This is a genomic window from Paracoccus sp. MBLB3053, from assembly GCF_031822435.1.
GTDB lineage: Bacteria > Pseudomonadota > Alphaproteobacteria > Rhodobacterales > Rhodobacteraceae > Paracoccus > Paracoccus aurantius.
In genome coordinates this window covers 284,829-303,778 of sequence record NZ_JAVQLW010000002.1, presented here as the reverse complement: position 1 = coordinate 303,778, position 18,950 = coordinate 284,829, and the positions used below count along the sequence as shown (strand labels likewise).

Here is an 18,950-nt window from a genome sequence, read left to right as displayed (position 1 = left end):
GCTCGAATTTCAGAACAGCCTTAAGCGGACCGTTTCGACGCTCCGGAAATTTTTGAGGTATTGATGGGAAATAACGTGGGCATACATGGTACGGGTGCCAAGCGTGATTTCGTCGATCTGCGGGATCACATATTCGCACCACGTTTTGAGCTTCTTCCGGCAGAGCATTTGCCCTGGAAGTCATTGTTCCCGCCTGACCGCCCCGGAGAACTTCCCTTTGGCATCAGGAACCAGGGCGCCACCAGCAGCTGCGTCGGGCAGGCATTGGCCAATCTCATTGATATTCAACTCCATCTGGGTGGGTTGACCTCCCCGGGTCGGGTCAGCGCGGAAATGCTCTATCGCATGGCCAGATTTCATGAGCGCGGTGACGAGACCGAGCAGGACGGCGTCTATAGCCTGCGCGCGGGCATCAAGGGGTTCTTTCACCACGGCGTCTGTCTCGACGGGCCTGACGAGGCGGCCTGGGCCAGCGACGAAGCCGGCATGCAGCGACACTGGCCCAGCGATCTGCAGGCCCGCGCCGCCCGGGACAGAACGCTTGGCGCCTATAGCCGGGTCCAGCCGATCCTGCACCATTACCACTGTGCGATCCGCGAGGCGGGCACCGTTCTGGTCAGTGCGATGCTGCACGACGGCTGGAGAACCCCCCAAGACGGCCAGATTTCCGCAGGCGAACCGGGCACGAACTGCCACGCCTTCGTGATCGTCGGATATGACACGAAAGGCTTCATCGTTCTGAACTCCTGGGGCGAAAACTGGGGGGGCTTGCCGCTTGACGATACGGCCGACCCCGTGCTCGCGCGCGGGCTCGCCCGCTGGTCCTACGCCGATTGGGCGCGATGCGTCGTCGATGGCTGGGTGCTGCGTCTTGGGGTGCCGGGTCAGGACGCCTTCTCGGTGAGTTCCGGGCCGCAAGGGGTCAATCGCGGCGCGCATGAGACGGGATCGACGCCCTATCGCATGTTGCAGGGCAATTTCGTCAATCTCGATGCCGGGCGATTGCAGGAATTCGGAAGCTATCCCACCCCTCGCGACGCGGTCGAGGGCACGGAACGTGGCATCCGCCAGCGGCTGCAGGGGGAAAGCAAGGGTATCGTGCTGAGCCTGCCTGGTGTGATGGAATCCGAAAAGCAGGCTTTCGAACGCGCGGTCAGGCTGAAATACAAGCTCGAAGCTTGGGGTTTCGATTTCCTGACCTGCTTCTGGTCGGCGAATTTTTCTACTGATCTCAATGCCGTGCTGAGCCATGTTACCGAGCAGTGCCGCAATCAGGTCAACGGATCGACCGAGCTATTCGACCCTGTGTTCGAACAATATGCCCGCAGCGCGGGGCGCGCCTTCTGGCATGAGGTCGAACGCCATGCGCGTTACGCCGCGCTGAGCCCGGAATCCGAGATCATCGCGCCACCTCCCGGCAAGGCGCGGGCATCTGCGGAACGCGGCGAGTTGGGCAAGATCGTCAAAAACCTCGCGCTGACTTGCCAGGAAACCGGCAAGCCGTTGCACATCATCGCCAATGGTGCCGGCGCGCTGGTCGTCGACTGGCTGATCGAGATGTTCAAGGCGAAGTCGAACAGCACCGATCCGCTGGATTGGATTCCGGGCCTGGGGAGCATGGTGCTTTCCTTTCCGGCCGTTCCACTCGATCAGGCGAACCTGCGGATCATGCAGCTTGCACGAGCCATGACCGACCGCCGTGACGGCGAGCCCTTGGCCAAGGCAAGGATCATCGTTGCCAGCCCCGATCTCGAGCGTCGTATGACGGTTCACGGATATGGGCAATCGATCCTATATCTTGCGTCACGCGCATTCCTGGATCGGGACCAGAATGGCGGCTACATGCCGATGCTGGGCAGTTACCGGGCCGCTGACCAGATCTCGGCCGGAACCGACCTGACGGTTGATGCCGCAACCGCCGATCCAGGGAATATCTCTCCTCCTTTCGAATATTTCTCTGCTGCCTCAGCCATTCGGATTGAACAGCACGAGCTCGATGCCAGCCCCGAACTGGAAGCGACGATTGTTTCGCAATTTCGGCCCGGCTCTCAAACCCGTCGAGAAGGACGCCCGGTCAGGCCCGCGCCCGAACATAAGGACAAAGCCATGAACACTCATGAAGCCCCGAAGATCACGTTCTCAGAACTGCAGCGTCAGATTTCCGACGGCAGCCTGTCAGCCGAGGCAGGACGGAAATATTTCCGCATCGATGAGAACGCGAGCACGCCCTTTGCCCCTGTTTTCGTCCCCAATCCAGATTTGGTGGAAATGCCCCCGCCCGGTTCGAGATCGGCTTTGGCGCTGAACTCGGCAAACGCTCTTGCCCGATGGTCGCGGCTGTCTGCGTATTACTCGAAAATCGGCAGCGGTTATGACGGGCCGCGCATCGCTGCCGAGGGCGACAGCTGGTTTCAGTACCCGCTGCGCCTTTTCGACGTCATCGACTATGTGGCTGAAAGATATGCGGTCTTCGATTCCTCTGCCGCGGGGGACCTGCTCGAAAACATGGCGCGCAAGCGGGAATATCTTGATGCGCTGACGCAAAGCGGCGCGGAAATCCTGCTGCTATCGGCGGGTGGGAACGATGTCTGCGCCGGAGGTGCACTTGCCGACCATCTTGAAAGCTTCGACGCCTCGTTGCGCCCTGCCGACTATCTCAAGCGCGGCTACCAGGACCTGCTCGACAATGCGATCGCGCATTACGAAAGAATATGCCGTGACGTGAACAGCCGCTTTCCGGGCGTGACGATCATCACCCACGGCTATGACTACGTTATTCCCAAAAGCGGGCGCTGGCTGGGCAAACCGATGGAGGAGCGCGGCATACGAGACCGCGCCCTGCAGAAACGCATCGCTGCCGAGATGATCGACCAGTTCAACAGGGAGTTGCGGCGCATGGCCGCCACGCTATCCCATGTCACCTATGTCGATTGCCGGGGCGCGGTTGCAAATGACCAATGGTTCGACGAGTTGCATCCCGACAATGCCGGCTTTGCACGCGTCTCATCCCGGATCCTGACCAAGATCAAGGAGATTTCCGAGCGCAGCCGTTCTCGGGAATTGCTCGTTGACCGGTTCGCACCGCGCGGGCGGACAATCACCTCGCCGCAGATCGTTCCGCAATCCCTAGCCGGGCGTCGCAACCTGGCGCGTTCGCTGCATATCGGGCTGAACGAGATCGATCCTGGCCATTACGCCGGCGATCGTGGCCTGCTGCTGGGATGCGAAAACGACGCGAGGGCAATGCGCGACATTGCCGAAGCGCAAGGCTATGCGCCGAAAATGCTGCTTTCACGCGAGGCAACGAGGGAGGCCGTGATCGAGGAACTGCGCCGCGCCGCAAAGGATCTGAAGGCGGGTGACCAGTTCCTGTTCACCAATGCCTGCCACGGAAGCCAGATCAGGGACTTCAACGGTGACGAGCAGGAAATCGGGAATCGCAACCCCGACAGCACGCTTTGCCTGTTTGACGGCCAACTCATCGACGACGAATTGTGGCATCTCTTTGGGCAGTTCCAAAGCGGGGTACGCATCGTCATGATGGCGGATAGCTGCCATTCAGGAACGATCGCGCGCGCCACCCTGCCCGTCATTGATGCGACAAGGCTGAATTCGCTCGCTGATCTTGACGGGCTGCCAGCCCAAGGCAGAGAGGTCGTGCGCGTTCTTCGACCTCGGACCCTGAACGCAGCCACAGCGAAGGCGGTCGAAGATATTCATCGTGACTTTTACGCAAACCTGCTGCGGTCCTACCGCCATGTCGATCGGTCGGTTCTCAGCTCTCCGGCCAAGACAACGCTGTCGGCAGCGCTGCTCCAGTTCAGCGCCTGCAGGGACGATCAGGTTGCCATGGACGGTGACGAACATGGTGTCTTCACGGCAGCCGTGCTGAATGTCTGGAACCGGGGCAAATTCAGCGGCACCTATCGTCAGTTCCACGACCGGATCGTGGATGCGTTGGCGCATCTTGAACAGAAGCCCGCATTGTTCGTGCCTGCCCCGGTCGATCCGGCCTTCTTGCGCCAGCGCCCGTTCTCGCTGGTCGGGGCCGAACTCAACCGCGAGACAGAGGGCATGATGCGTCCCGAGGAACCGGCCACGGCCGCCCCGGCGCCCGAACAGGAATTCCGGGACGAGCCGAGCGACGATCCTTTTGCGTCGCGGGAAACCGGGGAAACGATAATTCTTTCCGATAATGCGTCGGGGCGCACGCGCGCAACCGGAGTGCCAGTCGAAACGGTGGCGAGGTTCCGGGATTTCCTTGCCCCGCTCCGGTTGCAGCATTTCGATGCCGAAGAGTTCCTGACCCTTGGCGCGAGCCATTTCGCACCGGGATCTGCACATGGGCTGAATTCGGCGCCGCCCGAACAACTCTGGCCAAACATCGTCCCGACCGCCGAGATTCTCGACGAATTGCGCGCGCGTCTGGGTGTGCCCGTCACGATCCGCAGCGGGTATCGCAACCGACAATACAATCACGCGGTCGGCGGCGAGCAGAACTCCTGGCACATGCAGTTCCGGGCCTGCGACATCACGTCGACAGCATCGCCTCACAAGGTCGCCGAGACGCTTGCCCAGATGCGTGGCCAGGGCATGTTCCGGGGTGGGATCGGCCGCTATGCAGGTTTCACCCATATCGACACGCGGGGGGTCAATGCCGATTGGTCCGTCGGGCGCGGTCTGGAGGGCGGCACGGGTACCGACGAAACCGAAGTTGCCCGCAAGCGGTTGCGCATGCTGGCAAGCCGGATCGCCGTAGCACCCACAACTCGAAGCCGGGACGCGATGGCCATGGCTGCGGGTGATCTCGCCTCGGCCGACGCGGCCGTGAACGGCACGCAGATCCTGTCGCTGGATCGGGCCCTTTCCGAAGAGCTGCGCAATGCGGTGCTCTATTCGACCCAGTTCGCGCAGCGCGCAGCCAATGCCGCCGCAGATCCGGCGCAGGACCATGACAGTTGGTGGTCAACGTTGAACGCCGCGCTGAGCGCGGTCGGCTGGAGCGTGCAGCAATCCACCTATCGGCGGGCCAGCAACAGCGATCAGGATGCAAGCCTGGACAAACTGGCTCTCGAGGCTCTCGCCGCCCTGACCAGCGTGACAGGAAAGCTGAACGCGATCAGATCGGTGCTGGATAGCCTGCGCAACGCGGGCGAAGGCGACAAGCGCCTGACACTTCTTGATTTCCATATGTCCGAAAAGGCGAGCGGTGCTTTCCAGATCGGAGAAACCGAGATCGGCGAGAACGGAGAGGTCTTCATGAGCATTGGCGCGGTGCAGTTCCGCAGCCTGGACGAACGCAAGGGCATCCTGTTCGCACGTTGGGGCAAAACGGTCGATTCGGTGGGAATCGCGGCCGAGCGGCTCATCTTCAATCAGCACTTCTATCAGAACGTCGCACGCAAGGTCGTCGAAGAGCGCCTGACCGATGCGCAGAGCCAGATCATGGCCTTCAAGCTTGACAGCATGCCTGCCTGAAACATCCCGACGAGCGGAAATGCGGCCGTGCTGGCGACAGTTCGGCCGCAACTCATTTTCGGCAAGGCGATCATTTCTCGTGATGGATGCGATCCAGGTTCTCGCTCTGATCCTTTAGCGCGACACCTGTGGTTCCGATCCGCCTTGCCTCGGTCATCAGCCAGATCAGGCGGTCGGCCGCCGCGGCATAGCCAAGCCCGCCATGCCCATGGATGTTCGAGACGCAGTTGCGGGCATTGTCGCGCAGGCCGGGTCGCGGCGCATAGGTCAGGTAAGCGCCCAGACTGTCGGCTACCGAAAGCCCCGGCCGCTCGCCGATCAGGACGAGCACCATGCCTGCCCCGATGGCCGCGCCAATCGGGTCACCAATGGCAACTCGCCCGTTCTCGACCAGCACGATGGGCAGAGCTCCGCTTTTGTCCGGAAGACGGGCGATCAGCGCCCGGACCATGGCGGCCGCATGCGCCTGAATGGCCGGAGCGGACAGCCCGTCGCAGATGACGAACGCCAAGGGGCAGTCAAGTCGTGGAAGTTCCGTTCCGCTCTCCAGCTGGCGTCCCAGATCGGGCCTGCGCAGGTAGTCGGCCCGGCTGCCTGCCCGGCTGCGTTGCCGATAGGTTTGCAATGGTGCAAGGGCCGCTTCCACATTGGCCCAGTCGACTGCCCCATGGATCGCGTCGCGCGCGGCCGCATGATCTTCCTGAAAGGCCAGAAGGTCCGACAGCGGCAGCGGGCTCCCCGTCGGGTCCAGCCGCGTTCTGGCAGGGGTCAGGCGCCGCAGTCTTTGATAGAGGTCCGGCGCGCTCATTCGACCAGCCCCATCCGCCGCGCCAGCGAAACCGGGTCCGGCAGGGCCTTCGTTACGCCCTCGCCGCCATGCCCGGCCAAACCGAAACCGGCAAGCCATTTGGAAAATTCGGGCGCGGGGCGAAGCCCGGTAATCTCGCGAAGATAGGCGATATCCTCGAATGACAGGCTTTGATAGCCCAGCATCACATCATCGGCGCCAGGAACCGAGATCACGAAGTTCACCCCGGCCTGCACCAGAAGCGTCGCGAGGTTGTCCATGTCATCCTGATCGGCCTCGACATGATTGGTGTAGCAGACATCGACCCCCATTGGCAGGCCCAGTAGCTTGCCGCAGAAGTGATCCTCAAGCCCTGCCCGGATGATCTGCTTGCCGTCGAATAGATATTCCGGGCCGATGAAACCCACGACGGTATTCACGAGAAGCGGATCGAATGCGCGGGCGACCGCATATGCCCTTGCCTCGAGCGTCTGCTGATCCACTCCATGATGCGCTTCGGCCGAAAGCGCCGATCCCTGCCCGGTTTCGAAATACATGACATTCTGCCCGACAGTTCCGCGTGTAGCGGCCCGTCCCGCCGAATATGCTTCGGCCAGAATGGACAGGTTGACCCCAAAGCCTTCATTTGCGGCCTCGGTCCCGGCGACGGACTGGAAAATCAGGTCGACGGGGGCACCACGTTCAAGCAGGGCAAGCGAATTCGTGACATGCGTGAGAACGCAGCATTGTGTGGGAATGTCGAAGGTCAGGCGCATGTCGTCAAGCGCACGAAGCAGCGCATGGCAATTTGCCAGATTGTCCGAAGCGGGGTTGATCCCGATCACCGCATCTCCGGCGCCCTGCAGCAATCCGTCAAGCACCGCGACTGCGATCCCCCTTGGATCGTCGGCGGGATGGTTGGGTTGAAGCCTCGTGGCCAGCGTGCCGCGCCCTCCGATAGAGCTCCGGAATGCCGTCACCACCTCAACCTTGCGCGCAACGCGGATCAGGTCCTGATTGCGCATCAGCTTGCTGACGCCCGCCACCATCTCGGGTGTCAGCCCCGGGGCGAGCGCGGTCAGAGCGGCAGGATCAGCAGCAGGAGACAGCAGCCAGTCCCGCAAATCTCCCAATGTCATCGCGGACACGGGCGAGAATGCGGCCGCGTCATGCCGGTCGATGATAAGTCGCGTCACCTCGTCCGTTTCATAGGGAACGAGCACATTGTTCAGAAATTCGCGCAGTGGCAAATCCATGAGAACCCGTCGCGCCGCAACACGTTTCAGTGCGCTTTCGGCAGCCAAACCGGCAAGCTGATCGCCCGACCGTTCGGGCGATGCCGCCGCCATCACTGCCGCAAGGCTGCCAAATCTGAACCGCTCGCCCCGCGCCGTCGCGACATAGGCCATCAGGGTGAAACCGTCCCGCCCGGCAAGGCGAAGCAGCAGGCCGGAAAGGTTGGACGTGCCAGACCAGGTCGGGTTCTTCCGGGTGTCTGCTGCATTGCCTTTTCCACCATTCGCCGGGACGATCGCCCCGCTCCGAGCCTTGATGAAGTTCCGGTCTTAGACAAGAGCCGCATCGCCTACTGTGGCTAAGCGAACGTGCTTTTCACGTCATGAGACAGGAACAGGCATCGCATCTTTGCAACGCGGCAGGATTTCGGGCAGGGTATACCTTGATCATGCCATCAGTGCGAAATCATCCAGGGTCGCTTTGCCGGGAAGCTTTTCGAACCGTCAGGCCGGTGCAAGGTGCCAGAAGGCTTTTTCTTGGCCGATCCCGAACAACACGAACATCCGGCCCCATGCGAACGACGCGGCGAATCTGCGCTGCGCTCATTCGTCGAATGTGCCCGGCGGCGGCCGGCATCCATGTTTGCCAGAAGCGGCGCGGTCAGCATGGCGCGGCGCGCCGGGGTGGCGCACCAAGGGCAGGCATGGGGCTTGTCGAAATTGGCCATCGAGGCATGGGCCTCAAACGGCCCGCATTCGGTGCAGATATAGTCATAGGTGGGCATCGGTAACTCCGCGGCAGGGTGGTATCGGCCGGAGGCAGCGCCCCCGGCCGGCAAGCATCACAGATCGGGCGCCAGCGGCACGTCGATCGAGCCGTCCAGCATCTTCACCGGCCCGTTCACATTGGGCTTGAGGTCGAAATCGAAGATGTCGGTCGGCAGCCACAAGGTCGCGCAGGCATTCGGCACGTCGACCACGCCCGAGATATGGCCCTGCACCGGCGCGGTCCCGAGGATCGCGTAGCCCTGCGCGCCGGAATAGCCGAATTTCTTCAGGTATTCGATCGCGTTCAGGCAGGCCTGGCGATAGGCGATATGGACGTCGAGGTAATGCTGCTTGCCGCCCTCATCGACCGAGATGCCCTCGAAGATCAGGTAGTCGTCATATTTCGGAACGATGGGCGAGGGTTTGAAGATCGGGTTCTTGATGCCGTATTTCGACATGCCTTCCTTGATCAGGCTGACTTTCAGATGCAGCCAGCCGGCCATCTCGATGGCGCCGCAGAAGGTGATCTCGCCGTCGCCCTGGCTGAAATGCAGGTCGCCCATAGAAAGGCCCGCGCCGGGCACATAGACCGGGAAATAGATCGTCGAGCCGCGCGACAGGTCCTTGATGTCGCAATTGCCGCCATGCTCGCGCGGCGGCACGGTGCGGGCGCCCTCGGCGGCGGCCTTGTCCCGGGCCTCGCCCTTCATCGCGCCCATATGGGCGGCCTTGGTGGTGGGCAGGTTGGCGAGGCCCGGAACCCGCGACGGATCGGTGTCGAAAAGGTCCTTTTCGCGCGAGTTCCACATGTCCAGCATCTTGCGATCGGGCAGGCAGCCGATCAGGCCGGGATGGATCAGGCCCGCATATTTCACGCCCGGAACGTGGCGCGACTGCGTGAACATGCCGTGGAAGTCCCAGATCGACTTCTGCGCCTCGGGGAAATGCTCGGTCAGGAAGCCGCCGCCATTCTGCTTGGAAAAGAAGCCGTTGAAGCCCCATTGCATCTCTTCCTTGGCGCCGATGTCGAGGATCTCGACCACCAGCAGGTCGCCCGGCTCGGCGCCCTTGATGCCGATCGGACCCGACAGGTAATGGACCTGTTCCAGTTCCACGTCGCGCACGTCCGAGGCGTCGTCATTGTTCTTGATCTGGCCGCCGGTCCAGTCATAGCACTCGATCTTGAACTCGTCGCCGGGCTCGACCCAGGTCGCGATCGGGATGTCGGGATGCCAGCGGTTGTGGATCTTCTCGTTGGTGAGCGGGCTTTCGGAAAGATCGACGGAGATCAGGGTATCGGCCAATTGAAAACTCCCTTTTGGCTGTCAAACGGATAGGAAACGGGCGATTTTCGCCTCGTCGATGCCGTCGCGGGGCGCGTCATGGACGATCTCGCCATTCTCGATGACCATCACGCGGTCGGCGACATCGAGCGCGAAGCTCAGCACCTGCTCGGACACGATGATGGTCAGCCCGCGCTCGTCGCGGATGCGGCGGAGCGTGCGGGCCATCTCGCGGATGATCGAGGGCTGGATGCCCTCGGTCGGTTCGTCCAGCAGCAGCGCCTTGGGCTTCGAGGCAAGCGCCCGCGCGATCGCCAATTGCTGCTGCTGGCCGCCGGAAAGGTTGCCGCCGCGGCGGTTCTTCATTTCCAGCAGCACGGGGAACAGCTCGTAGATGTCGGCGGGGACGGTCTTCTCGCCGGTAACGGTCAGGCCGGTCTCGACGTTTTCCTGGACCGTCATGGCGGAAAAGATCATCCGGCCCTGCGGCACATAGGCGATGCCCGAGGCGACGCGCTCATGCGGCTTCATCGCCGTGACGTCCCTGTCATCGACCCGGATCGCGCCGGATTTCGTGGGCACGATCCCCATCAGGGTCTTCATCAGCGTGGTCTTGCCCATGCCGTTGCGGCCCATGATGGCGACGATCTGGCCCTTGGGCACGGACATGGACATGCCGTGCAGGATCTCGCTTTCGCCGTAAGCCGAGCGGAGTTCCGCGATATCAAGCATAAGTGCCCCCTCAATGGCCCAGATAGACTTCGATGACCTTGGGATCGGCCTGGACATGGGCCATCGAGCCCTCGGCCAGAAGCTTGCCCTGGTGGAGGACGGTGACCCGCGTCGCGATGTCCTCGACGAATTTCATGTCATGCTCGATCACGATCACGGACCGGTCGGCGATGATGCGGTTCAGAAGCTCGGCGGTCTTGACGCGCTCGGCCACCGACATGCCGGCGACCGGCTCGTCCAGCATCAGAAGCTCGGGATCCTGGATCAGCAGCATCCCGATCTCGAGCCATTGCTTCTGGCCGTGGCTCAGATAGGCCGCCTTTTCCTGCAGATGGTCCTGCAGGAAGATGATCTCGGCGATTTCGGTGATGCGGTCGCGAACCGCCTGATCGCGGCGAAAGGCCAGCGCACCAAAGACCGAATAGCCGCGCGGATACGAGATCTCGAGATTCTCGAAGACGGTCAGGTCCTCATAGACCGAGGGGTTCTGGAACTTGCGCCCGACGCCCGCATGGACGATCTGGTCCTCGCGCATTTTCAGAAGCTCCTGGCCCTTGAACTGGACCGTCCCGCCGGTTGCTTTGGTCCGTCCGCAGATCAGGTCCAGCACGGTGGTCTTGCCCGCGCCGTTCGGGCCGATGATGACGCGACATTCGTTCGGTTCGATGTACAGGTTCAACCCGTTCACCGCCTTGAACCCGTCGAAGGACACGGTCAGGTCCTCGACCGTCAGGATGAAACTGTCTTTTGCTTGAGACATCGCGGACCTCATTCAGCCGGTTGGGGGGCGGGGCGACGGGGCTTGAGCCGGCCGATCCAGGGCTCGACATGCTGCTTCCAGAGCCCTGCCAGACCATCGGGGAAGACAAGGACCACCGCGATGAACAGCGCACCCATTCCGAATTGCCAGAGTTCAGGGAAGCTTTCGGAAAAGCTTGTCTTTGCCCAGTTGACCAGAAGCGTGCCCCAGACCGCGCCAAGGATCGAGTTGCGCCCGCCGACCGCGCAGAAGATCACCATCTCGATCGAGGGGACGATGCCCACGAAGCTGGGCGACATGAAGCCCACCTGCAGCGTGAACATCGCGCCGCCAATTGCCGCGAAACCCGCGCCGAGGCAGAAGACGAAGATCTTGAACGAGGCCACGTCATAGCCCGAGAAACGCACCCGGTCCTCGCGGTCGCGCATCGCGATCAGGATGCGGCCAAGCTTCGAGCGGCGGACGAATTGCGCGAGTGCGAGGCAGGCGAAAAGCAGCGCGCCATTGACGAAATACAGGATCGTCTTCGCCTCGTCGGTGCGGATGTCCCAGCCCTTGAGGGTGCGCAGGTCGGTGATGCCGTTGACGCCGCCGGTATAGCCCTGCTGGCCGATGATGAGGATGGTCAGGATCGCCGCAACGGCCTGGGTGATGATCGAGAAATAGACCCCGCCCACGCGGCGGCGGAACATCGCCGTGCCGATGATGAAGGCGAAGATCACCGGGACCGCGACGACCGCGACGATGGTGAAGCTCAGCGAGTGGAAGGGCTGCCACCAGCCGGGCAGAGCCGTGATCTGGTTCCAGTCCATGAAATCGGGAATGCCGGGCGTGGACTGGATCTTGGTGGCCTCGGGGGTGGATGCTTCAAGCTTCAGGAACATCGCCAGCGCATATCCGCCGAGGCCGAAGAAAACGCCCTGGCCAAGGCTCAGGATCCCGCCCGCGCCCCAGCACAGCACAAGTCCCACCGCGACAAAGGCATAGGTCAGGTATTTGCCGAAAAGGTTCAGCCGGAAGGGATCAAGCGCGAGCGGCAGCAGCACGAAGATCATAAGCGCAAGTGCCACGGCGCCAAGCATCTCGGTTCGGTTCAGGAAGCGTCCGTCGCGCCCGGTCGCCATAGCGGGAAAGTCGGTCATGGCTTGCCTTTCACTTGCGCAGTTTCAGGGCGAACAGGCCCTGCGGCCGGACCATCAGGATGCCGACCACCGCAAGCAGGGTCAGGACCTTGGCCATCGAGCCCGAGAGGAAGAATTCGAGGATCGACTGCGCCTGGCTGATCGAGAAGGCCGAGGCGATGGTGCCGATCAGGCTGCCCGCGCCGCCGAAGACGACGACCAGGAAGGTGTCGACGATATAAAGCTGGCCCGAGGTCGGCCCGGTCGAGCCGATCATGGTGAAGGCCGCGCCCGCGACCCCCGCGACGCCGCAGCCGATGCCGAAGGTCAGGCGGTCGGTGCGCTCGGTGTTGATACCCACGGCATCGGCCATGGTGCGGTTCGCGACCACGGCGCGGACTTGCAAGCCCCAGCGCGAGCGAAACATCAGCACATAGATCGCGGCCGAGATCCCCATGGCCAGCGCCATGACGAAAAGCCCGTTGATCGGCACCTCGATGGTGTCTGTCAGCGGCAGCGAGCCCATCATCCATTGCGGGATGGTGACGCCCACCTCGCGCGCGCCGAAGACGGTGCGGAAAAGTTGCTGCAGGATCAGCGACAGCCCCCAGGTCGCCAGCAGCGTGTCCAGCGGGCGCTTGTAGAGCCTGCGGATCAACGCCCATTCGACGAGCATGCCAAGCGCGCCCGCGACGACGAAGGCCAGCGCCATGGCGATGAAGAAATAGATCCCGAACAAGGCCGGTGCGTAACTTTCGAACAGCCGCGAGACCAGATAGGTCACATAGGCGCCCAGGATCATGAATTCGCCATGGGCCATGTTGATGACGCCCATCTGGCCGAAAATGATCGCAAGACCCAGCGCCATGAGGACGAAGACGGAAAAGAGGATAAGGCCGGCAAAGCCCTGCATCGCGAAAATCGACAGGAGCTCGCCCCAACTGTAGTCGGCGAACATCGCACACCTCCGGGCGCATATGTGAGGAAAACCGCCGGGCCATCAGACCCGGCGCATCTGGCCGCGCAGAGAGGGGCCGCGCGGCCGGGATATGATTACTGATACCCTTCGGGGAAGGGATCGGGTTCGACCAGATCCGCCGTTTCGAAGACGACCTTGTATTGCCCGTCCGCCTGCGCATGGCCGACGCGCGTCTTGGACCAGAGATGGTGGTTCTCGTGGACCTTGACGTAACCCTCGGGGGCGGTCGTCAACTCGATGCCGGGGCTGGCTTCCTTGATCTTGTCGATGTCGAAGCTGCCTGCCTTTTCAACAGCGGCCTTCCACAGCCAAGGGCCCAGGTAGGCTGCCTGCGTCACGTCGCCGATCACCATGTCCTCGCCGTAAGCGGCCTTGAACGCTTTGACGAATTCGATGTTGTTCGGGTTGTCGAGCGACTGGAAGTATTTCATGCAAGCATAGGCGCCGTCGATGTTCTCGCCACCGATACCGCGGATTTCGTCTTCGGTGACCGAGATGGTCAGCAGCAGGGGCTTTTCCTTGGTCATGTCGATGCCCGCCGCCTTCAACTGCTTGTAGAAGGCCACGTTCGAACCGCCGACGACGATCGCGTAGATCACGTCCGGCTTCTTCAGCTTCATCTTGTTGATGACCGAGTTGAACTGTGTATGGCCAAGCGGGTAATACTCCTCGCCCACCACTTCGAGGCCCAGTTTCTCGATATGCTTGCGTGCGATCTTGTTCGAGGTGCGCGGCCAGATATAGTCCGAACCCAGAAGATAGAAGGTTTTCGCACCCTTGTTCTGCGTCACCCAGTCGATGCCCGCGATGATCTGCTGAGTCGCTTCCTGGCCGGTATAGATGACGTTCGGCGACTCCTCGAGCCCTTCGTAGAAGGTCGGGTAATAGAGCATCCCGTTATACTGCTCAAAGACCGGCAGCACGGCCTTGCGGCTGGCCGACGTCCAGCAGCCCATGACCGAGGCGACCTTGTCGTCGACAAGCAGTTTGCGCGCCTTTTCAGCAAAGGTGGGCCAATCCGAGGCACCATCTTCCTGAACGAACTTGATCTTGCGCCCCAGAACACCGCCTTGCGCGTTGATCTGCTCGATGGCCAGTTTCTCGGCCTGGACCGAGCCGGTCTCGGAAATCGCCATGGTTCCGGTGACCGAATGAAGGATGCCGACGGTCACGTCGCTGTCGGTGACGGCAAGCCCGGTCGTGTTCACTGCGGCAGTGGGAAAATCCTGCGCCCGCAGTCCCTTGGGAAGGAAAAGTGATGCGGAAAGCCCGGCCGAAGCGGCCAGAAATGCGCGGCGCGAGGGCCCGGTGAATGGGGCTTTGGGGGTCTTTTCAGTCATGAAAGGCTCCTGTCTCGGGGGAGGTCTGTGGCGGGCTTTTCGCCGTCCTGCACCGAGACTGGCGCGGAATGCTGCACTGCAACATACGTCATCTGACGTATTCAATTGCGCATTCTTCCCCCTCATCCTACGCATCAAGAACTGAATGCTGCACTGCGGAAGAAACCGTGGGCGAAAGCGATCCGGCATCAAGCCGGGCACGACAGGGAAACGAAGATGATCACGGGCGTTGAGGCGACGCGCGAACGACGGCTTTACAGCCGTTGGGCGGCGAATGAGACGATGGAGGATTTCGCGCTGCGCTTCACGGCAAGGCGCGCTCGTCGCTGGACGGCCGGGCGGGTGGCAAATGCCGCGTTGGGCTCGATTTCATTCCTGGCGCTAGAGGCGATCGGGGCCGCCATCACGCTGAACTGGGGGTTCGACATCGCTTTTCAGGCCATCCTTTGGGGCGGTCTCATCCTGTTCCTGACCGGGATGCCGATTTCCTATTACGCGGCCAGATACGGGGTCGATATCGACCTGCTTACACGTGGCGCGGGCTTTGGCTATTTCGGATCGACCGTCACCTCGCTGATATATGCCTCGTTCACCTTCATCTTCTTCGCGCTCGAGGCCGCGATCCTCGGGATGGCGCTGAACCTGCTTTTCGGAATTCCGCTCTCAATCGGTTACCTCATTTCGGCGGTGGCGGTCATTCCCCTTGTGGTCAACGGATTTTCCAAGATCTCGGCGTTCCAGGCCCTGACCCAGCCCCTTTGGATCGTGCTCCACGTCCTTCCATTCCTGCTCCTGGCCTTTGCGGGGCATGACCTGTCGGGCTGGACAAGCTACGAAGGCCGAGCGCTGCGCAATGACGCCGGGGCGCAGATCAATCCGATCGTGGCCTTCGGCGCGGCTTCCGGCGTGGTACTGGCGCTGATCGCCCAGATCGGCGAGCAGGTCGACTATCTGCGCTTTCTTCCCGAGCCCAAGACCCCGACCGAGCGACGCAAATGGTGGATCGCCTTGATCGCGGCCGGTCCCGGATGGGTGCTCATCGGGACGATCAAGATGCTTGCCGGGTCCTGGCTTGTGACGCTTGCCCAGCAGGAAGGGATCGACTTCAGCCACGCGATCGATCCGACGATCCTTTATCACGGCGCCTACGCCCAGGTCATTCCGTGGCCATGGCTCGCACTATTGCTGACGGGCGTTTTTGTCATCCTGTCACAGCTCAAGATCAACGTTACGAATGCCTATGCCGGCTCGATCGCCTGGTCGAACTTCTTCTCTCGGGTAACCCATGCCCATCCCGGCCGCGTCGTCTGGCTGTTCTTCAATGTTGCGATCGCCTTGCTGCTGATGGAGCTAGGCGTTTTCGCCGCGCTTGAGGCGACGCTTTCTGTCTATGCACATGTTGCCCTTGCCTGGATCGGCGCAATCTTCGCGGATCTGACGATCAACAAGCCGATCGGCCTTTCGCCCAAAGGCGTTGAGTTCCGCCGTGCCCATCTATACGACGTCAACCCCGTCGGATTGGGTGCCGTGCTGGGAGGAACCTTGCTGGCACTTCTTGCACATGGCGGTGTCTTTGGCCCGACCGCCCGGGCGCTTTCCGCATTCGTCGCGCTGGGAGGCGCGATCGTGGCGGCACCCCTGATCGCTATCGCGACACGCGGGCGATACTATCTGGCCCGCCCACCGGCTGATCTTCCCGAAGGCCTGATTTCATGCTGCCTTTGCGATTACCGTTTCGATCGAGAGGACATGACGAGCTGCCCGTTCTATGCGGCTCCGATCTGTTCGCTGTGCTGTTCGCTGAATGCCTCGTGCAACGATGTCTGCAAGCCCGAGGTCGGGCTGGGCCAGTTGACCAAAAGTCGCGCGCAGGCGATCCTGCCCGGCCCTCTCGGAAGGTTGCTTGGCGGGCGGCTCACCCAGTTCCTTATGGGAACCTCGGTCCTGACCGGAGGCGTGGCAACGCTTCTGTGGATGATCCGCCGAACCGCGAACCAGCCCGCGTTGGATCCACTTCTGGCCGTCATATTGGCATCCACCATGGTCGCTTCCGGGGTTGCCGTATGGCTGTTCCTGCTGACCCGAGAGGCGCGTCTTGCCGCACAGCGCGATACCGAGAGACAGACCGAGCGTCTCTTGCGCGAGATCCGGGCGCATGAACGAACCGACCGCGCGCTGCAGGAAGCAAAGGAAAAGGCCGAGGCCGCGAACCTTGCGAAAACCCGTTACATGGCGGGGCTGAGCCATGAGTTGCGCACCCCGCTGAACGCAATATACGGCTTTGCGCAACTGCTTGATGCAGATCCGCAGATCCCATCCGGGCGTCGCGAGGCAGTTCGCGCGATCAGGCGGTCAAGCGAACATCTTGCAGGATTGATCGAAGGTTTGCTCGACATCTCGAAGATCGAGGCGGGGCGGCTCGATCTCAACAGGACACGAGTGCATCTTCCCGATCTTCTCCGCCAGATCACCGACATTTTCAAGGAAACCGCGCGCGAGAAGCGCCTTGAATTCCTGATCGAAAGGACCGGCCCCTTGCCTGAATGGGTGCTGGTCGATGAAAAGCGCCTGCGGCAGATCGTGATCAACCTGCTTGCCAATGCCTTTCGCTACACTGACCGGGGTCGTGTCACACTGCGCATCGGCTGGCGCAATCAGGTCGCCACGATCGAAGTCGAAGACACCGGCATCGGCATCCGCCCCGAGGATATGGGCCGGATCTGGAAACCATTCGAGCGGGGCACCGGGATGACGCGCCATGGGTCTGGCCTGGGATTGACCATCACAAAGCTCCTGGTCGACATTCTGGGCGGAGAGGTGGCTGTCAGCAGCACTCCGGGAAAAGGCAGCCTGTTTCGCCTTAAGCTTTATCTGGCCGAAACCCGTGACATACCTGCGCCCAGCAATGTGTCCGAAACCGCCGGGCCTGCGGAATATGACGGCAGGCTGCGGCTGCTGATGATCGTCGATGACGATCCGACCCATCTCGCCCTGATGGAGAGCTACCTGCGCCCGCAAGGGTTCAACACGGTCCTTCTGAACGATGCGGAAATGGCGATGCAGGCTCTCGACGATGTGAGCCCCGACCTTTTTCTGATCGACGTCGACATGCCGGGTCTTAGCGGGTGGGATTTCCTGCAATGGCTGCGCAGCAATGGACATTCCGCCACACCTGTCATCGTGCTGTCGGGACATGCGCGCGAATCCCAGTCCGGCGCGCCCGAAATCCCCCTTCACGACGCCTTCATCGCCAAGCCCTGTATCCTTGACGACTTGCGCGCGCGCATCGACAGCCTGCTCAAGCTGGAGCGACGACCATTCGGCGAAGCGGGGGTGGTCGCGAAGGCCCAACCCGGCTGCGTCCTGCCGGGTACCATCGCCAGATTGCGGGATATGGCCCAACTGGGCCGGGTCCGCGAATTGCGCGAGGCGATCGCAGACCAATCCCTTCCCTCTGTTCTGGTGCGCGAACTTAGCGATGCCCTGATGGAGGCCGATTTCGAAAGGATCACTCATGTCCTCGATGAATATGGTTCTGCGGCAGAACTCGATGCCGGCTGACGAGACCCTGCGCAGCATCGCGCTTGTCGTGGATGACGATCCGGCCTCGCTGCTGATGGTGGCCGAGGCGGTCGAGCAGGCAGGCATCACGGCAATGGCAGCGCGCGACGGCGAATCCGCGCTGCGACTTGCCGGCCGCGTCGTTCCGGACGTCATCTTGCTGGATGCCATGATGCCCGGGCTGGACGGGTTCCAGACCTGCAGGCTTTTGAAGGCGCATCCGACGGCGGCGATGGCACCGGTGATCTTCATGACGGGCCTAGGCGCGCCAGAACACATCCTTGAGGGATTGCGGGCGGGCGGGGTCGATTACGTGACGAAACCCCTGAACCTCGACGAGCTCATGGCGCGGATCAGCATCCACCTCATGAATGCCCAGAAGCTGACAAGCGCAAGACAGGCCTTGGATGCGAATGGCCGGGCGGTCGCTGCCTTCTCGGTGACCGGCGAACTGGCTTGGGCCTCGCCGCGCGCCAGCGATCTTCTGGCCGAAATGCCCGACAAATGGATGGCGCCGGGCGGGATGAGCGCGGCGGGCGAGCTTTTCGCCTGGCTCGCCAGCCTTCGCCGCCTCCCCCTGTCGCAGGCGCAGAAGCTTGTCTCGGCGCAGGTCGAGTTAACCTATCTCGGGCGAGGCAGCGGTCAGGATCTGCTGATCGCGATCCAGGATTGCAGCGGAGCGCCGCGAGAAGAAGTCCTGTCAGCCCGCTTCGGCCTGACCGATCGCGAGGCCGAGGTTCTGTTCTGGCTCGCGCAGGGCAAAAGCAACGCGGATATCGGCAGCATCCTCGGGCTGAGCGGGCGAACTGTCAGCAAGCATCTTGAGCAGGTTTTTGAAAAGATGGGAGTGGACAACCGCACTTCGGCGGCGGTTCTTGCGGATCGCGCCATGGGGGGGCAATAGCG

Annotated in this window: 12 protein-coding genes; 3 read left to right on the top strand and 9 right to left on the bottom strand. The window is 62.0% G+C overall.

Translation table 11 applies throughout. From position 1 onward, the window contains the following. The first annotated feature begins 345 nt into the window (after positions 1-345). Positions 346-5,478 (top strand): D-Ala-D-Ala carboxypeptidase family metallohydrolase, encoded by a 5,133-nt coding sequence (locus tag RGQ15_RS15595; protein WP_311161480.1) that lies wholly within the window; start codon positions 346-348, stop codon positions 5,476-5,478. Positions 5,479-5,548: 70 nt separating this feature from the next. On the opposite strand, the gene eutC is transcribed toward RGQ15_RS15595, so the two are convergent. From eutC to urtA, 9 genes are all read right to left on the bottom strand, one after another. After that, entirely contained in the window at positions 5,549-6,286 is a 738-nt protein-coding gene (eutC, locus tag RGQ15_RS15590; RefSeq protein WP_311161479.1) for an ethanolamine ammonia-lyase subunit EutC, read from the bottom strand. After that, positions 6,283-7,674: an ethanolamine ammonia-lyase subunit EutB gene (locus tag RGQ15_RS15585; protein ID WP_311161478.1), complete on the bottom strand. Its 1,392-nt coding sequence runs from the start codon at positions 7,672-7,674 to the stop codon at positions 6,283-6,285. The genes eutC and RGQ15_RS15585 overlap by 4 nt, the downstream gene beginning before the upstream one ends. A gap of 281 nt (positions 7,675-7,955) precedes the next feature. Continuing rightward, positions 7,956-8,285: an FmdB family zinc ribbon protein gene (locus tag RGQ15_RS15580; protein WP_311161476.1), complete on the bottom strand. Its 330-nt coding sequence runs from the start codon at positions 8,283-8,285 to the stop codon at positions 7,956-7,958. Between the two features lie 57 nt (positions 8,286-8,342). Next, positions 8,343-9,572 carry a formamidase gene (gene fmdA, locus RGQ15_RS15575; RefSeq protein ID WP_311161475.1) on the bottom strand — a complete coding sequence of 410 codons (1,230 nt, stop codon included), beginning with the start codon at positions 9,570-9,572 and terminating at the stop codon, positions 8,343-8,345. 21 nt (positions 9,573-9,593) lie between these two features. After that, a complete protein-coding gene (gene urtE, locus RGQ15_RS15570; RefSeq protein ID WP_311161473.1) occupies positions 9,594-10,283 on the bottom strand; it encodes an urea ABC transporter ATP-binding subunit UrtE in 690 nt (229 codons plus the stop codon). A 10-nt stretch (positions 10,284-10,293) separates the two neighbouring features. Next, positions 10,294-11,043: an urea ABC transporter ATP-binding protein UrtD gene (gene urtD, locus RGQ15_RS15565; RefSeq protein ID WP_311161471.1), complete on the bottom strand. Its 750-nt coding sequence runs from the start codon at positions 11,041-11,043 to the stop codon at positions 10,294-10,296. An 8-nt stretch (positions 11,044-11,051) separates the two neighbouring features. Further along, positions 11,052-12,185 carry an urea ABC transporter permease subunit UrtC gene (gene urtC / locus RGQ15_RS15560; protein ID WP_311161469.1) on the bottom strand — a complete coding sequence of 378 codons (1,134 nt, stop codon included), beginning with the start codon at positions 12,183-12,185 and terminating at the stop codon, positions 11,052-11,054. Positions 12,186-12,195: 10 nt separating this feature from the next. Beyond that, positions 12,196-13,122: an urea ABC transporter permease subunit UrtB gene (urtB, locus tag RGQ15_RS15555; RefSeq protein WP_311161468.1), complete on the bottom strand. Its 927-nt coding sequence runs from the start codon at positions 13,120-13,122 to the stop codon at positions 12,196-12,198. Between the two features lie 95 nt (positions 13,123-13,217). Further along, positions 13,218-14,483, bottom strand: a complete 1,266-nt coding sequence (gene urtA, locus RGQ15_RS15550; protein ID WP_311161467.1) for an urea ABC transporter substrate-binding protein — start codon at positions 14,481-14,483, stop codon at positions 13,218-13,220. A gap of 216 nt (positions 14,484-14,699) precedes the next feature. Between urtA and RGQ15_RS15545 the strand changes: the two genes are divergently transcribed. Continuing rightward, positions 14,700-18,044: an ATP-binding protein gene (locus tag RGQ15_RS15545; RefSeq protein ID WP_311161466.1), complete on the top strand. Its 3,345-nt coding sequence runs from the start codon at positions 14,700-14,702 to the stop codon at positions 18,042-18,044. Next, a complete protein-coding gene (locus RGQ15_RS15540) occupies positions 17,998-18,948 on the top strand; it encodes a DNA-binding response regulator (protein ID WP_311161464.1) in 951 nt (316 codons plus the stop codon). The genes RGQ15_RS15545 and RGQ15_RS15540 overlap by 47 nt, the downstream gene beginning before the upstream one ends. Positions 18,949-18,950 lie beyond the last annotated feature (2 nt).